At 61.9% G+C, this 14,283-nt stretch carries 18 protein-coding genes; 9 read left to right on the top strand and 9 right to left on the bottom strand.

Annotated elements, in window-relative coordinates; all coding sequences use genetic code 11:
• The first annotated feature begins 403 nt into the window (after positions 1-403).
• From AC5P7R_RS01710 to AC5P7R_RS01680, 7 genes are all read left to right on the top strand, one after another.
• Positions 404-847, top strand: a complete 444-nt coding sequence (locus tag AC5P7R_RS01710) for a hypothetical protein (protein ID WP_146205519.1) — start codon at positions 404-406, stop codon at positions 845-847.
• 105 nt (positions 848-952) lie between these two features.
• Positions 953-1,111, top strand: a complete 159-nt coding sequence (locus AC5P7R_RS01705; RefSeq protein ID WP_258306704.1) for a hypothetical protein — start codon at positions 953-955, stop codon at positions 1,109-1,111.
• A 536-nt stretch (positions 1,112-1,647) separates the two neighbouring features.
• Positions 1,648-2,154: a hypothetical protein gene (locus AC5P7R_RS01700; RefSeq protein ID WP_227852009.1), complete on the top strand. Its 507-nt coding sequence runs from the start codon at positions 1,648-1,650 to the stop codon at positions 2,152-2,154.
• Positions 2,155-2,840: 686 nt separating this feature from the next.
• A complete protein-coding gene (locus AC5P7R_RS01695; RefSeq protein ID WP_227853955.1) occupies positions 2,841-3,323 on the top strand; it encodes a hypothetical protein in 483 nt (160 codons plus the stop codon).
• Between the two features lie 31 nt (positions 3,324-3,354).
• The gene (locus AC5P7R_RS01690; RefSeq protein ID WP_495213712.1) at positions 3,355-3,816 is read left to right on the top strand and encodes a hypothetical protein; all 462 of its coding nucleotides are present in this window, start codon (positions 3,355-3,357) and stop codon (positions 3,814-3,816) included.
• Positions 3,817-4,247: 431 nt separating this feature from the next.
• Positions 4,248-4,520: a hypothetical protein gene (locus AC5P7R_RS01685; protein ID WP_478419253.1), complete on the top strand. Its 273-nt coding sequence runs from the start codon at positions 4,248-4,250 to the stop codon at positions 4,518-4,520.
• 57 nt (positions 4,521-4,577) lie between these two features.
• A complete protein-coding gene (locus tag AC5P7R_RS01680) occupies positions 4,578-4,880 on the top strand; it encodes a hypothetical protein (protein WP_010483559.1) in 303 nt (100 codons plus the stop codon).
• Between the two features lie 176 nt (positions 4,881-5,056).
• Here the strand turns inward: AC5P7R_RS01680 and AC5P7R_RS01675 are convergent, their stop codons facing one another.
• From AC5P7R_RS01675 to AC5P7R_RS01655, 5 genes are all read right to left on the bottom strand, one after another.
• Positions 5,057-6,313, bottom strand: coding sequence for a cysteine desulfurase (locus AC5P7R_RS01675; RefSeq protein ID WP_227853953.1), 1,257 nt, complete (start codon positions 6,311-6,313; stop codon positions 5,057-5,059).
• The gene (sufD, locus tag AC5P7R_RS01670; RefSeq protein WP_021203138.1) at positions 6,310-7,572 is read right to left on the bottom strand and encodes a Fe-S cluster assembly protein SufD; all 1,263 of its coding nucleotides are present in this window, start codon (positions 7,570-7,572) and stop codon (positions 6,310-6,312) included. The genes AC5P7R_RS01675 and sufD overlap by 4 nt, the downstream gene beginning before the upstream one ends.
• Positions 7,572-8,336 carry a Fe-S cluster assembly ATPase SufC gene (gene sufC / locus AC5P7R_RS01665; RefSeq protein WP_021203137.1) on the bottom strand — a complete coding sequence of 255 codons (765 nt, stop codon included), beginning with the start codon at positions 8,334-8,336 and terminating at the stop codon, positions 7,572-7,574. The genes sufD and sufC overlap by 1 nt, the downstream gene beginning before the upstream one ends.
• Positions 8,337-8,410: 74 nt before the next feature.
• Positions 8,411-9,886: a Fe-S cluster assembly protein SufB gene (gene sufB, locus AC5P7R_RS01660; RefSeq protein WP_021203136.1), complete on the bottom strand. Its 1,476-nt coding sequence runs from the start codon at positions 9,884-9,886 to the stop codon at positions 8,411-8,413.
• A gap of 17 nt (positions 9,887-9,903) precedes the next feature.
• Entirely contained in the window at positions 9,904-10,359 is a 456-nt protein-coding gene (locus AC5P7R_RS01655; protein WP_021203135.1) for an SUF system Fe-S cluster assembly regulator, read from the bottom strand.
• A gap of 206 nt (positions 10,360-10,565) precedes the next feature.
• Between AC5P7R_RS01655 and AC5P7R_RS01650 the strand changes: the two genes are divergently transcribed.
• Both AC5P7R_RS01650 and AC5P7R_RS01645 read left to right on the top strand, forming a co-directional pair.
• Positions 10,566-11,033 carry an SET domain-containing protein gene (locus tag AC5P7R_RS01650; RefSeq protein WP_026346957.1) on the top strand — a complete coding sequence of 156 codons (468 nt, stop codon included), beginning with the start codon at positions 10,566-10,568 and terminating at the stop codon, positions 11,031-11,033.
• A 161-nt stretch (positions 11,034-11,194) separates the two neighbouring features.
• The gene (locus tag AC5P7R_RS01645) at positions 11,195-11,737 is read left to right on the top strand and encodes a type 1 glutamine amidotransferase domain-containing protein (protein ID WP_019659400.1); all 543 of its coding nucleotides are present in this window, start codon (positions 11,195-11,197) and stop codon (positions 11,735-11,737) included.
• Between the two features lie 72 nt (positions 11,738-11,809).
• Here AC5P7R_RS01645 and AC5P7R_RS01640 read toward each other — a convergent pair whose 3' ends face one another.
• From AC5P7R_RS01640 to AC5P7R_RS01625, 4 genes are all read right to left on the bottom strand, one after another.
• Positions 11,810-12,406 carry a YceB family lipoprotein gene (locus tag AC5P7R_RS01640; RefSeq protein WP_019659399.1) on the bottom strand — a complete coding sequence of 199 codons (597 nt, stop codon included), beginning with the start codon at positions 12,404-12,406 and terminating at the stop codon, positions 11,810-11,812.
• Between the two features lie 82 nt (positions 12,407-12,488).
• Positions 12,489-13,037: a hypothetical protein gene (locus AC5P7R_RS01635; protein WP_021203134.1), complete on the bottom strand. Its 549-nt coding sequence runs from the start codon at positions 13,035-13,037 to the stop codon at positions 12,489-12,491.
• Between the two features lie 55 nt (positions 13,038-13,092).
• Positions 13,093-13,401, bottom strand: a complete 309-nt coding sequence (locus tag AC5P7R_RS01630; protein WP_019659397.1) for a DUF3861 family protein — start codon at positions 13,399-13,401, stop codon at positions 13,093-13,095.
• Between the two features lie 292 nt (positions 13,402-13,693).
• Positions 13,694-14,092, bottom strand: a complete 399-nt coding sequence (locus AC5P7R_RS01625; RefSeq protein WP_005408442.1) for an HU family DNA-binding protein — start codon at positions 14,090-14,092, stop codon at positions 13,694-13,696.
• Between the last annotated feature and the right edge of the window lie 191 nt (positions 14,093-14,283).

The raw sequence follows: 14,283 nt of genomic DNA, 5'->3' as shown, positions 1-14,283 counted from the left end.
AACTCGAGGTTATTGGATGGGCAGGTTTCGATGAAGATCAAATTTTTTCTATCTGCTGCCTTATTGATGCCGCTTCTTGCCTCCTGTGTGCAGGAGCGCGGTTGTCTTCTTCGGGTAGCCAACCAGGACCACGACAGCTCCTCATCTCAGAAGATTCATGCTGATATGGATGAGGTAATACATTCGCGCCCTGTGGATAGGGCGCGGGAAGTGAATGCAGAGTTGGTGGTATCGCAGCTCGAACTCTCTCGGGAGGGTCGGAGAAATAGAAGGATATTCTATGTATTGACTGATGGCGGGGGGAAGTTCTTGACTGCGGGGACTTGCGGTATTGACGAAGACCAGTGTGCCTCGGTCATTGTGAAGCGAATGATCGGGTTCTGTGAAAGGATGTAGATTGCGGGTGCGCCAAGTTTTGGGAGGTATTTCAGTGAGAAATTCCCAAGTGCTTGATCGCTTTGGGTGGCTGGCCGGTATTATTGTGGCGGCGCTTTGTTTTTTAGGAATTGCCGCCTGTGGCGGAAGAGATGAACGTTTGGATGTGGTCATGAATCATGATCCGGGAAACGCAGCGGCTAATCAATACGAACTGGCGCTCGAGTCAGTTTTCAATTCTTTCGAAAATGTGTCAGAAGCACAAATATGCAGGGTGCATTTAATTGATGTCAGGAGATCATTTGATCAGGATGGGAGCGAAAGGTTAAGGGTATATTTCGTCTTGGTCGATCGTTATGGTGTCGTCAAGTCGGCTGACACCTGTGGGCTTCCTTTGAATGAGTGTGTGACGATTATTGCCGAGAGGTCGAGGGTGGGCTGCCGGAAGGAAAAAGGGCTGGCTTTCCACTGATTCGGGCGGCACTCGCGGTGTTGGTACGCATGGCCTGTATATAGTGCTGGGCGCTGCCGATGAAGTGGTCATGTACACTTGCACCGATGCTTGGCTTCACCGGCGGTGATTACCGCTGTCAATGGAAATGTCATCGAGCGTACGGTGTATGAGCTTTCTGGTGAGGTGGTTCGGATGGTCATGGCTGAAGGGGTGATGGGCGAATGGCTATCCCAAGTAGAATGGGAGCACGTTGTCGTCAAACAGTGGCTGACGCGCTATTGATAGAATCACCACCGCAAACGCGGGTGGACACGCGGCCCACGGTGTTCCTTCCTGGGTTTCTCGACAAGTGGCGGGAGTGCTGTGAAATCCACAAGTTCATCTCGATGCCGACGACCAGCGATGGTTCTTCAAGGGTTTGCGCGCACTTCAGTGCTATGTCTTGTATCTGTCGCTGGTTGTTCGCTACATGAAATAGGAAGCGGTCGGCTGGATGACAACTGTCTTTTGGTGGTGGCTGACTATGTAAAGTCGTCGCGGGGGTGGGGTGGGGATGTCTACGACATTGCTCCTGATGGGACGGTGGCAGGGTTGCGCGGATATGCAGTAATGCATCGCTCGGACGACGGGAAACTACCGTCCGAGGAGTTGAAATCATTTCATGTCGATTTGGATTCCAAGTGCAAGGCTGTTGTTGATGAACTTGGCTATCAATGATTCTGCGAATTTTTCGGCTGGCAGAGGAGGGGCGGTTTGCGGGAGTGCAGCGAAAGTGGGCGGTATCCCATGGCGCTGGATGGCGACGCAGAGGTGTGGGCGTGAATGTTGATTTCCGGTTTTTCATGGTTATTGTTTTTATTTTCTACGGGACTGGTTGCAGGCATCAAGAAGGCGGGGGCGAACCGTCTGGAAAGAGCTGTGGGGTCGAGGGCAGCTCCGCTTGCCGAGTCAGCTTCCGGGAAATAGCTGCTACGCCCCGGCTATTCGATGGAAAGTTGGTGCGGATGGAGGGGTATCTCGGGGTGAGTGGGGGGCTCTTTGTACTGAATTCAAGCAAAGAGTTGTTTGAGGCCGGAGTGACTGAGGAGACTCAAGTTCGAATTAGAGGTCCAGTAGATATGCAGCGAGGCGTATTTGACGAATACGCGTATTCATGGGTTTCGATAATTGGGGTGTACAGGACAAGAGAAGCTGACAATTCGACAGGTGATCTGCTGCTTGGCGAAATTCACGCCCCCCTTGAAGTTCGCTCCCTACGAATCCCTGGTCCCGTGCCACGTGCGAAATTTGGGGACGTGCTCGTCAATCTTGAAGATCTGAAGTGAGTGATAGGTTGTGGAAATGACGTCATGTGCTTTCATTTCTGCCTTCTATGGCAGGAAAGCGGGATGATTCAAAGGCGCGCCTAACATGTGATCACATGTTCCCCGTGTTAGGGGTGAAACTTGCCAGGAAGGGGCCTCGGAACGTTCTCGATCGCTGGTAGAGTCGCAGATGTCAGAGTACGCCATGGCACTCCTGGGCAGCTCAGTTCTCCACGTTGCGCGATTGCGTCTATGTCATTGCGAGCTGATCGATCACGCCGATAGGCTTTGGGGGAATTTCCCCTTGGTTGAATAATATGAGGTTTCGCATTGAGCGCTATCGATGAAAAGAATATCGTTCTAGCCTGTCTGCGGAGGCTGTTGGAATCCGAGCCTGCTTCCGAGGAACAGGTGTCTGGCTGGTACCAGCGGGCGGAATTTATCAAGAACGTGATTCGGTCAAGTTCGTATGAAATAGGGGTTCCTCACGTGATATGGCACTATCTTGATGATGCCGATATCCGTATTCGCGATCCCCGCTATGCCGAAGCACAGGTGTTGGCCGTTAGGCGGAGTATTGATGAGTGGGCTTGAGTGCAGTCAGAGAAGCCATGAGCAATAAATGTTGCTTGCCAGACTGCATAGCGGCATGCCTCTCAGATGCTACCGCTCCGGATCTCCCTCTTCTCCGGAAAGACTGGGCCGGGATGGCGTTTGATCGCAACCTGTATGAGGATTCTGTTCCGAATGATGTTTGGGTGGCGTGGCTGAGCGCACTTTCGGAGCACTTTGCAGATATCGCGATGTGCGCGGTTCGATGTTCAGAGTGCTCCGACGGTGGAAGCTCTGTGGAAATTGAGCGAGGGCTGGATAGCCTGCGCTTCTACTGGCTGGAAGATGGGAACTTCATGCGTGATCATTTCTTGTTTTCGCGTGATGGTCGCTGGGTCGTAAAGCTGGATCAGGACGTGACGTTATTTGCGGGAGATGTCACTTTCCTTGCGGATGTTGTCGCGCGACTTGGTGGTGTAGAGCATGTCGAGAAGATGATGCGACGGGACCTGATTGGTACAGCTGAGGACGTAGTTGGCCTCGGTGGGTACGTCAAGGGTCTTCTTGCGCCCTTGAACGCATCGACTCCTCAGCCCGGCTCAGCGCTGAACGAACCGGAACCAAGATTAAAGAGGTGATTAAGGTTGGACTTAAGGAGGAGTAGGTTGCATGTTTGGTGATGATTCCCTGCTTTTTATGAAATATGTGAAAGGGCGGAGCAACGCTGTATACCCGTGGTCGTTGTCAATTGTGGATTGCTATTTTATATGGCTCGCATTTTGCAAGGTCTCTGGCAGTGACCGGTCGCTGCTGTCGAGGATATCTGCGGACGGCGAGCAGATTGAGGATGTTCTCATTGCTGATGCCTACGATATTTACGAGATTGATAGTCGCGCTGAAGGTTTCGAAGTTGTGCTGCGCCACCATTCGTCCGGCTCACTGTGCTATTGGGATATTCATGAGCGTTTTGTTGTAGCTGTTGGTGGTCGTGATTTTCTTGAGGTGGCAAGCCCCTATCCTGGGGACATAGAAAAACATCGCTATATTGAGGAGATGATGCATAGAGAGGCGCTCGGAATTGATGAGCCGCCTGAAGTGATTTATGCGGCCATCTCCAATCCGTTCTCTTGAAGGAGTGGCTAGCGTCGTTGTTCAACACTTCAGTTGATCAACTCGCTGTGATAGTTGGGCTCGCCGGGTGAGAGACTAAACACCCGTGGGAGGGTGAACCCTGTCGGGCATCGTGAGAATCTCTGTCGCGCTTCCCGAGCTGATCAGTGCTCGCGAACGGTGCCAGCTTCTCGCTTCAGCTGAGCAGGGTGTAAGTGTGGCGGCTGAGTCATCGAGCGCCGTCGCGTTGTTGATGGCTTTGGAACACTGGCCGGGGCGGTACATCAGTTCGGGAGGTGCAGATTCTTCTCCATGTTCGGAGGCTGCAAGAAATGGCGAAATGCAAGCTGGGTGCTGAGCACTCAACCGCGTGGAGTGGTCGAATCCAATCATGCCTGGCTGCTGTGGTTCTTTCGCTGGGGTTGCAGGGTTGTGATTGGTTGTCGGATCCGGTGATTGTTGTAAAGAATGTTGGAAGGGGCGTGATTTATGGCGTCAGCTTGGAGGTTGGCGGTGGTGTGGTAGGCGTAGGATCAATTCCTGTCGGTGAAAGTAGGGTTGTGAAGCCTGAGGTCGCTACTGATTCCTCACTTCTTGTAACTTACTACGAGAGCAGTGTCCGCGTGGTTTGCCATGGGGATGTGTATTTTACGAATAATCTCTACGTCAGAGTTGAGGCGGATGTGGGTGGAGGGGTTTGCCGTATTGCAGAAATTGCGGAATGATTTGATCTGCCGAGCGTGTTTGACGATTTTTATAGCGCGGTGCCAGGGTGAAGAACGATGAAAAGCCTTGTTGAGAGCTTCCCCATTTGGGCTTCCATCATCCTAGGTGCCATGTGGATAAACGCATTTGCGGCTCACAGGATGTTGCTGAAAATCGAGCGTGAACGGCCGGAAGTACTTGCTGCAGTCGGAATCATCAAGGTTGATTGGTGGCTTAGGTGCTTGCGCGGTATTGCAGTGCTTGCCCTTACTTCCAAAGGGCAGGCGCTCCATCAGGGGGAGCGGTGGGTGTTGAGGGGCGTCGTGATGATGTACGTTTTCTTGATTGCCTCCGGGGTATCCATGCTTGTTGGCATGTAGGAGACGGTGCCTCAAGGCCGTTGATGGTGGATGGATCGGCATTACGGTGAGATTGCCCGTTCCTGGTGTCACTCGGTGCTTCCCGGTCACGCCTCTGCTTGCTTGCGTCCAGCGCGCAATAAAAAACGCCGCAGTTCCCTGCGGCGTTCTCGTAGTTCCCTGATTCTGGCGAATCCTCAGCCCAGCAGCTTCCGCACCTTGGTTAGTGCGGTCATGAACCGCTCGATCTCGGCATGCGTGTTGTAGAACGCCAGCGAAGCTCGGCAGGTAGCCGCGACGCCGAAGTACTGCAGCAGCGGATGCGCGCAGTGCTGGCCAGAGCGCACGGCCACGCCTTCCAGATCCAGAAGGGTGGCCAGGTCGTGCGCATGCGCACCGTCGATCAGGAACGAGACCACGGCGGCCTTCTCCGGCGCTTCGCCGATGATGCGCAGACCGTCGACGCGGCGCAGCTCTTCGGTGAAGTGCGCCAGCAGTTCGGCCTCGCGGGCTTCCACGTTCTCCTGGCCAAGCTGCTGCAGGTAGTCGGCAGCCACACCCAGGCCGATGAAACCGGCGATGTTCGGGGTGCCGGCTTCGAACTTGTGCGGGGCATCGTTGAACACGGTGCCGTCGAAGCTGACTTCCTTGATCATCTCGCCGCCACCGAGGAACGGCGGCATCGCATCCAGATGCTCGCGGCGCGCCCACAAGGCGCCGGTGCCGGTCGGGCCGCACATCTTGTGGCCGGTAATGGCGTAGAAGTCGCAGCCGATCGCGGCCACGTCGACCTTGCGGTGCGGCACGGCCTGCGAGCCATCGACCACGGTGATGATGCCGCGCTTGCGTGCTTCGCGGCAGATCTCGCGTACCGGGTTGACCGTGCCCAGCACGTTGGATACGTGGGTGACGGCCAGCAGCTTGACCTCCGGGGTCATCGCCGCGCGCAGCGCATCCAGATCGAGTGTGCCGTCAGGCGTGATATCGGCCACGCGGATGGTGGCGCCGGTACGCTGCGCGACCAGCTGCCACGGCACGATGTTGGCGTGGTGCTCCATGCGCGTGATCAGGATCACGTCGCCGGCCTTCAGCCGCGGCAGCGCCCACGAATAGGCCACCAGGTTGATGGCGAAGGTGGTACCACTGCACAGCACCAGGTCGCTGGGCCGCACGTTGAGGAAGCGTGCCAGCGTGTTGCGTGCGCCTTCGTAGGCGTCGGTGGCTTCGCTGCCCAGTGCATGCACCGCGCGGCTGACGTTGGCGTTGTAGCGGCGGTAGAACTCGTCCACCGCGCCGATCACCTGCACCGGCTTCTGGCCGGTGTTGGCATTGTCGAAATAGACCAGCGGCTTGCCGTGCACTTCACGCATCAGCAGCGGGAAGTCGAGGCGGACGCGGTCCCAGTCGGGGGCGCCGGTGCGTTCTTCGATCGGGCGCGGCGTGGACAGGTTCATGCCACACCCGCCTCGGCCAGTGCCTTGTCCAGGCGACGTGCCAGCTGCGCACGCAGCGCGTCCGGCAGGATCTTCAACGGCTCGTGGCAGAACGCGGCGCTCAGCAGTGCCTGCGCCTGTGCCTGCGGCAGGCCGCGCGAGCGCAGGTAGAACAGCGCATTGGCGTCGAGCTGGCCGACGGTCGCGCCATGCGCGGCCTTCACTTCATCGGCGTCGATCACCAGCGTCGGCTGGGTGTCGATCTCGGCATCGGCCGACAGCAGCAGGTTCTTGTTGGACAGGTTCGCGTCGGTGCCATCGGCGCCTTCGCGGATCTGGATGCCACCATGGAACACCACGCGGCTGCGGTTGGCGGCGACGCCGCGCCACAGCAGTTCGCAGGCGGTATCGCGTGCGATGTGGTCGATACCCAGGCGGGTTTCGACGTGGCGGCGGCCATTGCCAAGCAGCACGCCGTTGGCGGTCAGCTGGGCATTGTCGCCTTCCAGGCGCACGTTCAGTTCATGGCGGCTGAGCGCGGCGCCCAGTTCCAGGTCCACGCGGTGGTACTGCGCGTCGCGGGCCAGCACCGCGTCGGTGCGCAGGAAGCTGGTCTGGCGCGCGCTGCCGGCCTGCACGCGGGCGTGCTTGAGCACGGCATCGCGGGCGACATGGGCATGCAGCACGGTATTGTCCAGGTGGGCGGAGTCGCCCACGCTGAAGCGATGCTCGACCACGCCCAAGCTGGCGCCGGCACGCAGTTCGATCAGGTGGCGGTGATGCCAGGCCAGGTCGGTGTCACCGGCGACGCTGGCGAACACCAGCTGCAGCGGCACGTCGACCTGCACGCCTTCATCCACGCGCAGCACCACGCCTTCATCGGCCAGCGCAGCATTCAGGCGGGCGAAGATCTCCTCGCTGCGCTCGTAGCGGCGGCCAAGGAAACGCACGGCGTCTTCGCCAGCGGCCAGTGCGGCCGACAGCGGCTGCAGCTGCACGCCGGCCGGCAGGGCCTGCACGTCGCTCAGTGCGGCATCCAGGCGGCCATTGACGAACACCAGGCGCGGTGCCGGAATGTCCTCCAGCAGGGCGGCGTCCAGCGCCGGGCCCTGCAGCGGTGCCGCAGCGAACGCACGGCGTTCCAGCTGCCGCAGCGAGGTGTACTTCCAGGCTTCGTTGCGGGCGGCCGGCAGGCCATCGCGCAGGGCCGCATCCAGCACTTCGCGGCGCGCATCGCTGCCGCAGAAGGCCTGGGCCATCGAATCAAGCAGGGCGCTCATCAGACCGCCGCCTCGGGCACGACCCGGTCCTTCAGGAAATCATAGCCGTGCGCTTCCAGTTCCAGGGCCAGTTCCGGGCCACCGGTCTTGACGATGCGGCCATCGGCCAGCACGTGCACCACGTCCGGCTTGATGTAGTCCAGCAGGCGCTGGTAGTGGGTGATGACCAGGAACGAGCGATCAGCAGCGCGCAGTGCGTTGACACCATCGGCCACGCTCTTCAGTGCATCGATGTCCAGGCCCGAGTCGGTTTCGTCCAGGATCGCCAGCTTCGGTTCCAGCACGGCCAGCTGGAAGATCTCGTTGCGCTTCTTCTCGCCACCGGAGAAGCCTTCGTTGACGCCACGGTGCAGCAGTTCGTCCTTCAGGTGCAGCACGGCCAGCTTCTGGCGCACCAGCTTGAGGAACTGCATGGAATCGAGTTCTTCCTCGCCGCGTGCCTTGCGCTGGGCGTTCAGTGCCGCGCGCAGGAAGTAGGTGTTGTTCACGCCCGGGATCTCCACCGGGTACTGGAACGCCAGGAACAGGCCGGCAGCGGCGCGCGCTTCCGGGTCCTGCTCCAGCAGGTCGACGCCGTCGAACTGCACGCTGCCTTCGGTCACTTCGTAGCCGTCGCGGCCGGCCAGGACATTGCCCAGGGTGGACTTGCCGGCGCCGTTCGGGCCCATGATGGCGTGCACCTGGCCCGGCTGTACGTCCAGCGACAGGCCCTTGAGGATTTCCTTGTCGCCGATGCGGGCGTGGAGGTTTTCGATCTTCAGCATGGTGGGGTTTTCCGTGGGGCGGGCCGCGGCCCGCCGGTAAAGAGAATGCGTTTGCGAGGGGCAGGGGCGGGCGGTCAGCCCACCGAACCTTCCAGCGAGACTTCCAGCAGCTTCTTGGCTTCCACCGCGAACTCCATCGGCAGTTCGCGGAACACCTGTTTGCAGAAGCCGTCGACGATCATCGACACCGCGTCTTCCTGGCTGATGCCACGGGCGCGGCAGTAGAACAGCTGGTCGTCGGAAATCTTCGAGGTGGTGGCCTCGTGCTCGACGGTGGCGCCCGGGTTCTTCACCTCGATGTAGGGGAAGGTGTGGGCGCCGCACTGCTTGCCGATCAGCAGCGAATCGCACTGGGTGTAGTTGCGCGCGCCATCGGCGTTGCGGTCCACCCGCACCAGGCCGCGGTAGGTGTTCTGGCCTCGGCCGGCGCTGATGCCCTTGCTGACGATCTTGCTCTTGGTGCGTTTGCCAACGTGGATCATCTTGGTGCCGGTGTCGGCCTGCTGGCGGTGATGGGTCAGCGCCACGGAGTGGAACTCACCCACCGAGTCGTCGCCCAGCAGCACGCAGGACGGGTACTTCCAGGTGATCGCCGAGCCGGTCTCGACCTGGGTCCAGGTGACCTTGCTGCGCGCGCCACGGCATTCGGCACGCTTGGTGACGAAGTTGTAGATGCCGCCGACGCCGTTCTCGTCGCCCGGGTACCAGTTCTGCACGGTGGAGTACTTGATCTCCGCATCTTCCAGCGCGACCAGCTCGACCACTGCGGCGTGCAGCTGGTTCTCGTCGCGCATCGGCGCGGTGCAGCCTTCCAGGTAGGACACGTAGGCCTTGTCCTCGCACACGATCAGGGTGCGCTCGAACTGGCCGGTGTGGCCGGCGTTGATGCGGAAGTAGGTGCTCAGTTCCATCGGGCAGCGCACGCCCTTGGGAATGAACACGAAGCTGCCATCGGAGAACACCGCCGAGTTGAGCGCGGCGAAGTAGTTGTCGCCGACCGGCACCACGGTGCCCAGGTACTGGCGGACCAGCTCCGGGTGCTCCTTGATGGCCTCGGACATCGAGCAGAAGATGATGCCCTTCTCGGCCAGTTCCTTGCGGAAGGTAGTACCGACCGACACCGAGTCGAACACCGCATCCACCGCCACGCCGGCCAGCTTGGCGCGCTCGTGCAGCGGCACGCCCAGCTTGTCGTAGGTGTCCAGAAGCTCCTTGGGCACGTCATCCAGCGAGGCGTACTTCGGGCCCTTCGGCGCGGAGTAGTAGCTGAGCGCCTGCAGGTCGATCGGGGCGATCTCCAGCTTGGCCCAGTCCGGCATCGGCAGGGTCAGGAAGTGGCGGTAGGCGTCCAGGCGCCACTGCGTCATCCACTCCGGCTCTTCCTTCTTGGCCGACAGGGCACGGATGGTGTCCTCGTCCAGGCCCGGCGGCAGGGAGTCCGACTCGATCTCGGTGATGAAGCCGGCCGAATACTTGCGGCCGAGCTGCTCGTGGATCTCGCGGTTGGGGGTGTCGTCGTGAGCGACGTTTTCGATGGTTTCGGTGGCCATGGGGGGCTGCCTGTGGATCAGGAGACGACGTCGACAGCGATGGTGCGGCGCTGTTCGTCATCGGCAAGGGGGAGAGGGGGCAGGATCTGGGCGAGGGTGACATCGCGCAGGGCCTCGGAGACCACGTCGTTGATCAGCCGCCAGCTGCTGCGCGCGCCGCACTTGGGCGCCATGCCGCACTGGTGGTGGTCGTGGCTGCATTCGGTCAGGGCCAGCGGCCCTTCCATCGCTTCGACCACTTCGAACAGCGAGATCTCGACGGCCGGGCGGGTCAGGCGGTAGCCGCCACGGACACCGCGCAGGCCTTCGACCAGGCCGGCCTGGGCCAGTGGCTTGAGCACCTTGCTGACGGTGGGCGGCTCCAGGCCGGTGAATTCGGCCAGCTCGGTGGCACTGAGCACCTCGCCCGGACGGGCGGCAAGCACGGTCAGTACCACGGTGGCGTAATCGGTGAGCTTGGTGACACGCAACATGGGGATGCGAGTGGTTCTTAAAGCGGACTGAAATTGTACGCTTTTATTCGCCGCCATCCAACCCGGGCATTCAGCCGGCGCTGGGCCGGGCGGGAGGACGCGCCGGGCCGTTGCCGGGGCGCCATGCTGCGCTACCGGGGTGATTTTCGCAATCACCCGGAATGGGCGAGAATCCAGGTTCCATCCGCTGCAAACAGCCCGTGCCGATGCCGAAGAAGATCCAAGCCCGCAAGTCCGCCATCCATGGCAACGGCGTGTTCGCCGTGGCCCCGATCAAGCAGGGCGAGCGCGTGATCCAGTACAAGGGCCTGCTGCGCAGCCACGGCGATGTTGATGCCGATGACAGCGGCGACGTCGAAAGCGGCCACACCTTCCTGTTCACCCTCAACGACGACTGGGTGATCGATGCCAACTACAAAGGCAATGACGCGCGCTGGATCAACCACAGCTGCGAGCCGAACTGCGAGGCCGTGATCGAGGAAGACGAGGACGGCGACAGCCGCGGTGACAAGGTGTTCATCGAGGCGCTGCGTGACATCACGCCCGGCGAGGAACTGACCTACAACTACGGCATCACTCTGGCCGAGCGTCACACTGCCAAGCTGAAGAAGATCTGGGAGTGCCGCTGCGGCTCGCCCAAGTGCACCGGCACCATGCTGCAGCCCAAGCGCTGACCGGTACCGGGTAGGGCCGGCCGCTGGCCGGCATGGCGCGATGCAGGTGCCGGCCAGCGGCCGGCACCACCTGGAGCTCTCCACCTGCCGTGCACGGCAGGGTCACTGCCCTGCAAGGGCCGTTCTTCCATTCTGTCGGCTCCCCAAACCGGAGTGCACCCATGGCAGAACGATTGAAGGGCAAGCAGATTGCCATCCTGGCCACCCACGGCTTTGAACAGTCCGAATTGACCGAACCCAAGCGGCTGCTGGAAGCCGAAGGCGCACGGGTCAGCGTCGTGTCGCCCGCAAAGGAAGCGACGATCAAGGGCTGGAAAGAGAAGAACTGGGGCGACGCCGTTGCAGTGGATATTCCGCTGGATGAGGCCGATCCGGCCAGCTTCGATGCCCTGGTGCTGCCGGGAGGGGTCATCAATCCGGACACGCTGCGTACCGACGAGGCTGTACTCGGCTTCGTCCGCGCAGTAGACGAAGCAGGCAAGCCTGTGGCGGCGATCTGCCATGGCCCGTGGCTGCTGATCAACAGTGGCCTCGCCGATGGCCGCGCGCTGACGTCCTGGCCGTCCCTGCAGCAGGATCTGACCAATGCGGGGGCGAACTGGCGCGATGCCGAGGTGGTGGTCGACGGTAACGTGATCACCAGCCGCAAGCCGGATGACATTCCGGCCTTCAGCGAGGCGGTGGTAAAAGCACTTGCCGCGTGATGCCTTGCCGGTAGCGCCGGCCCCTGGCCGGCACGCAAGTGAGACGCGTGCCGGCCAGCGGCCGGCACTACCTTATTTGCCCAGCAGGCCCGCTGGCACCAGGTTGCCCAGGTTCTGGTTGAAGGTGACCACCAGCTTGCCGTTCTTCACCTGTGCCGATTGCACCTGCAGGGCGCCGAGCATGCCGGCCACGGCCGGGTCCAGCTTGTAGATCGGCTCCCGCTGGGCGTAGTCGCTCAGCCAGGCGTTGAGCAGGCCGCGGGTACGGGAGTCGAGACGACCGCCCTGGTTGGCCGGGGTGAAGTCATCCACGCTCGGCTGCTGCAGGTGGAACCCCTGGGTCTGCGCGTCGTAGCGCAGGCCGCTGCTCAGCTTCACCGTACCAAGTTTGGCCGGGCTACCACCGGCGGTGGCCAGCGCCACATCCATGCCCAGGTTCAAGCGCTCGCCGGCCGGAAGGCTCAGCTGCGGGTGGCTCATCGTCAGGGCGATCAGGCCGCCGAGCGCGTCCTGCGTGCGCGGGAAGCTGCCATCAAGGTACTGCTGTACGTCGCTGGCACCGACCGACAGTTCCCGGCCGGAAATGGAAGGCGCAGCCTGGGCGCCGATTGCAGCGGCGATCAGCACGGTGGAGGCCGCGAGGCGGGTCATCAGGGAACGCAGGCGCATGGCAGAGACCGATGGATGCGGAATGGATGGTTCAAAGAGTAGCCTTGCCGGCTGAATCGCGCGTGCATGCCGCCGCAACGGTTCAGTCCAGCGATGGCCGCAGTTGTGCCGACTGGATCTGCCAGGCGCTGCCGTCGGCGCTGGGTTGCACCCGGTACCAGCCGCCGAAGCGGAAGGTGCCCTCAGGAGTCACCGCGCGGATCCGCACCGGAACCTCCAGCAGCTGCGGCGGCTGGTGGCCGTCGCGCGCGATCGGCAGCTCGCTGGTCAGGCGCAGGCTGCGTACGTCCGTCAGCTGGCGCAATGCGGCATCGTCAGCGCGCCGGGCATCGCTGGGCGGGAAAGTCCACGCGGCATCGGCGGCCTTGCGATCGCGATTGAGCAGGGCCATGACATACGCGTTGAGCATGGCCGCGGGCAGCTCGGCGTCGGCCGCGACGGCGGCAAACAGGGGATCGACATCGATGGCCCGCGCAGCCGCTGCATCGCTTGCTGCGGCGGTCTGCGGCTTCGTGCTGGCAGTCGTGCTGGCCGCTACCGGCGGTGCGGCATCCGCTGCGTCGGATTGCGATGGCGGCCTGGAGCAGGCCAGCAGCACCAGTGGTGCGATCAGTATCAGGAACCTGCGCATGCCAGCCTCCTCCCCGAGGCGAACGGAAGGAGGCAGTGTATCGGCTGTGCGGCGATCAGCGGGAGGAGGGCAGCTGTTCCAGTGCATCCAGCGCCGGCAGCACCTGCGCGGCGATGGCGGCCAGGGCATGGCCTTCTGTTTCGGCGTGGCGCTGCACGATGTCGCGCAGCAGCTGGGTGGCGATCACCAGGGTCGCGCGCTCGTCGCCGCTGACGCCAGCGGTGCGCGGCGCCGCTTCCAGCAGGCGCATGAGGTCTCGGCTGGCGCGATGTTCCAGTTCGATGGTGCAGCGCCCGGTGCACTGCAACCCGTCCTTTTCGATGGGGGTCACCGAGATCCGGTAGCGGGTGGAGGGGCTGGCCATGGGGGTGCTCGCCGTAGCTGTGGAGGATGTGCCCACCATAGGCAAGGCCACGGCCGGCGGCGACGGCCACCGCTGCACGCAGTGTTCCACCCGGTACGTGCCAGCGCCTGCCGGGCGGCGCCCGGCCAATGGCGACGGGCTTGAACGGGGATCGCCCAGCGTGCGGCAACGCTGTGTTGCGGATTGCTCCGGGGCGACGTCCCGCGCATGGCGCGGATCCCCGCAGGGCGCGCGCAAAAAAAAAACGGGACGGCCAGAGCCGTCCCGTTGCAATCCGCGTTGGGGCGCGCGCTTACAGCGCGGCGTCCTTCAGCTTCTTCAGCGGACGCACCTTCAGCTTGGTGGTGGCCGGCTTGGCAGCGAACCACTGCTCTTCCTTGGTGAACGGGTTGATGCCCTTGCGCTTCGGCTTGGCCGGCACATTGACGGTGGTGATCTTCAGCAGGCCCGGCAGGGTGAACGAGCCAGCGCCCTTCTTGTGCACCGAGGAGGCGACGGCGCTTTCCAGCGAGGCCAGCACAGCGCGGACGTCCTTGGCGACGACGCCGGAGGCTTCAGCGATGTGTGCAACCAGGCCGGACTTGGTCAGCACTTCCTTGATCGGCTTCGGAGCGGCCGGCTTGGCGGCTGCCTTCGTCGCGACTTTCTTCACTGCCTTCTTCGGGGCAGCCTTCTTAGCGGTCTTTGCCATGGTTTCCTGTTCCGTGAACGGTTGGTTGTTTGGTCGGCGCCGAACCCCGTCGGCAAGCGCAATGTAGGGCAACTCTTGGGCGCCGCCAATAGCCCGAAGCGCGGAAAGTGCATGTTTTTTCATATCCAGGCCGATCCAGTACATGGCCGGCGGTGGGGGCTGGGGGCGTGTAAGCGTGCTCGAAGCCCGCC

The organism is Stenotrophomonas sp. YJH_SMC_27 (assembly GCF_059369815.1).
This window is presented reverse-complemented; position numbering and strand designations above follow the sequence as displayed.

Bases quoted from the DNA above. Each gene is read 5' to 3' on its own strand.
- AC5P7R_RS01645 (WP_019659400.1), top strand. From the start codon at position 11,195: ATGGCAGAACGATTGAAGGGCAAGCAGATTGCCATCCTGGCCACCCAC.
- AC5P7R_RS01655 (WP_021203135.1), bottom strand. From the start codon at position 10,359: ATGTTGCGTGTCACCAAGCTCACCGATTACGCCACCGTGGTACTGACC.
- AC5P7R_RS01650 (WP_026346957.1), top strand. From the start codon at position 10,566: ATGCCGAAGAAGATCCAAGCCCGCAAGTCCGCCATCCATGGCAACGGC.
- sufB (WP_021203136.1), bottom strand. From the start codon at position 9,886: ATGGCCACCGAAACCATCGAAAACGTCGCTCACGACGACACCCCCAAC.
- AC5P7R_RS01675 (WP_227853953.1), bottom strand. From the start codon at position 6,313: ATGAACCTGTCCACGCCGCGCCCGATCGAAGAACGCACCGGCGCCCCC.
- AC5P7R_RS01690 (WP_495213712.1), top strand. From the start codon at position 3,355: ATGTTTGGTGATGATTCCCTGCTTTTTATGAAATATGTGAAAGGGCGG.
- AC5P7R_RS01695 (WP_227853955.1), top strand. From the start codon at position 2,841: ATGGCGTTTGATCGCAACCTGTATGAGGATTCTGTTCCGAATGATGTT.
- AC5P7R_RS01640 (WP_019659399.1), bottom strand. From the start codon at position 12,406: ATGCGCCTGCGTTCCCTGATGACCCGCCTCGCGGCCTCCACCGTGCTG.
- sufD (WP_021203138.1), bottom strand. From the start codon at position 7,572: ATGAGCGCCCTGCTTGATTCGATGGCCCAGGCCTTCTGCGGCAGCGAT.
- AC5P7R_RS01680 (WP_010483559.1), top strand. From the start codon at position 4,578: ATGAAAAGCCTTGTTGAGAGCTTCCCCATTTGGGCTTCCATCATCCTA.
- sufC (WP_021203137.1), bottom strand. From the start codon at position 8,336: ATGCTGAAGATCGAAAACCTCCACGCCCGCATCGGCGACAAGGAAATC.
- AC5P7R_RS01625 (WP_005408442.1), bottom strand. From the start codon at position 14,092: ATGGCAAAGACCGCTAAGAAGGCTGCCCCGAAGAAGGCAGTGAAGAAA.
- AC5P7R_RS01630 (WP_019659397.1), bottom strand. From the start codon at position 13,401: ATGGCCAGCCCCTCCACCCGCTACCGGATCTCGGTGACCCCCATCGAA.
- AC5P7R_RS01635 (WP_021203134.1), bottom strand. From the start codon at position 13,037: ATGCGCAGGTTCCTGATACTGATCGCACCACTGGTGCTGCTGGCCTGC.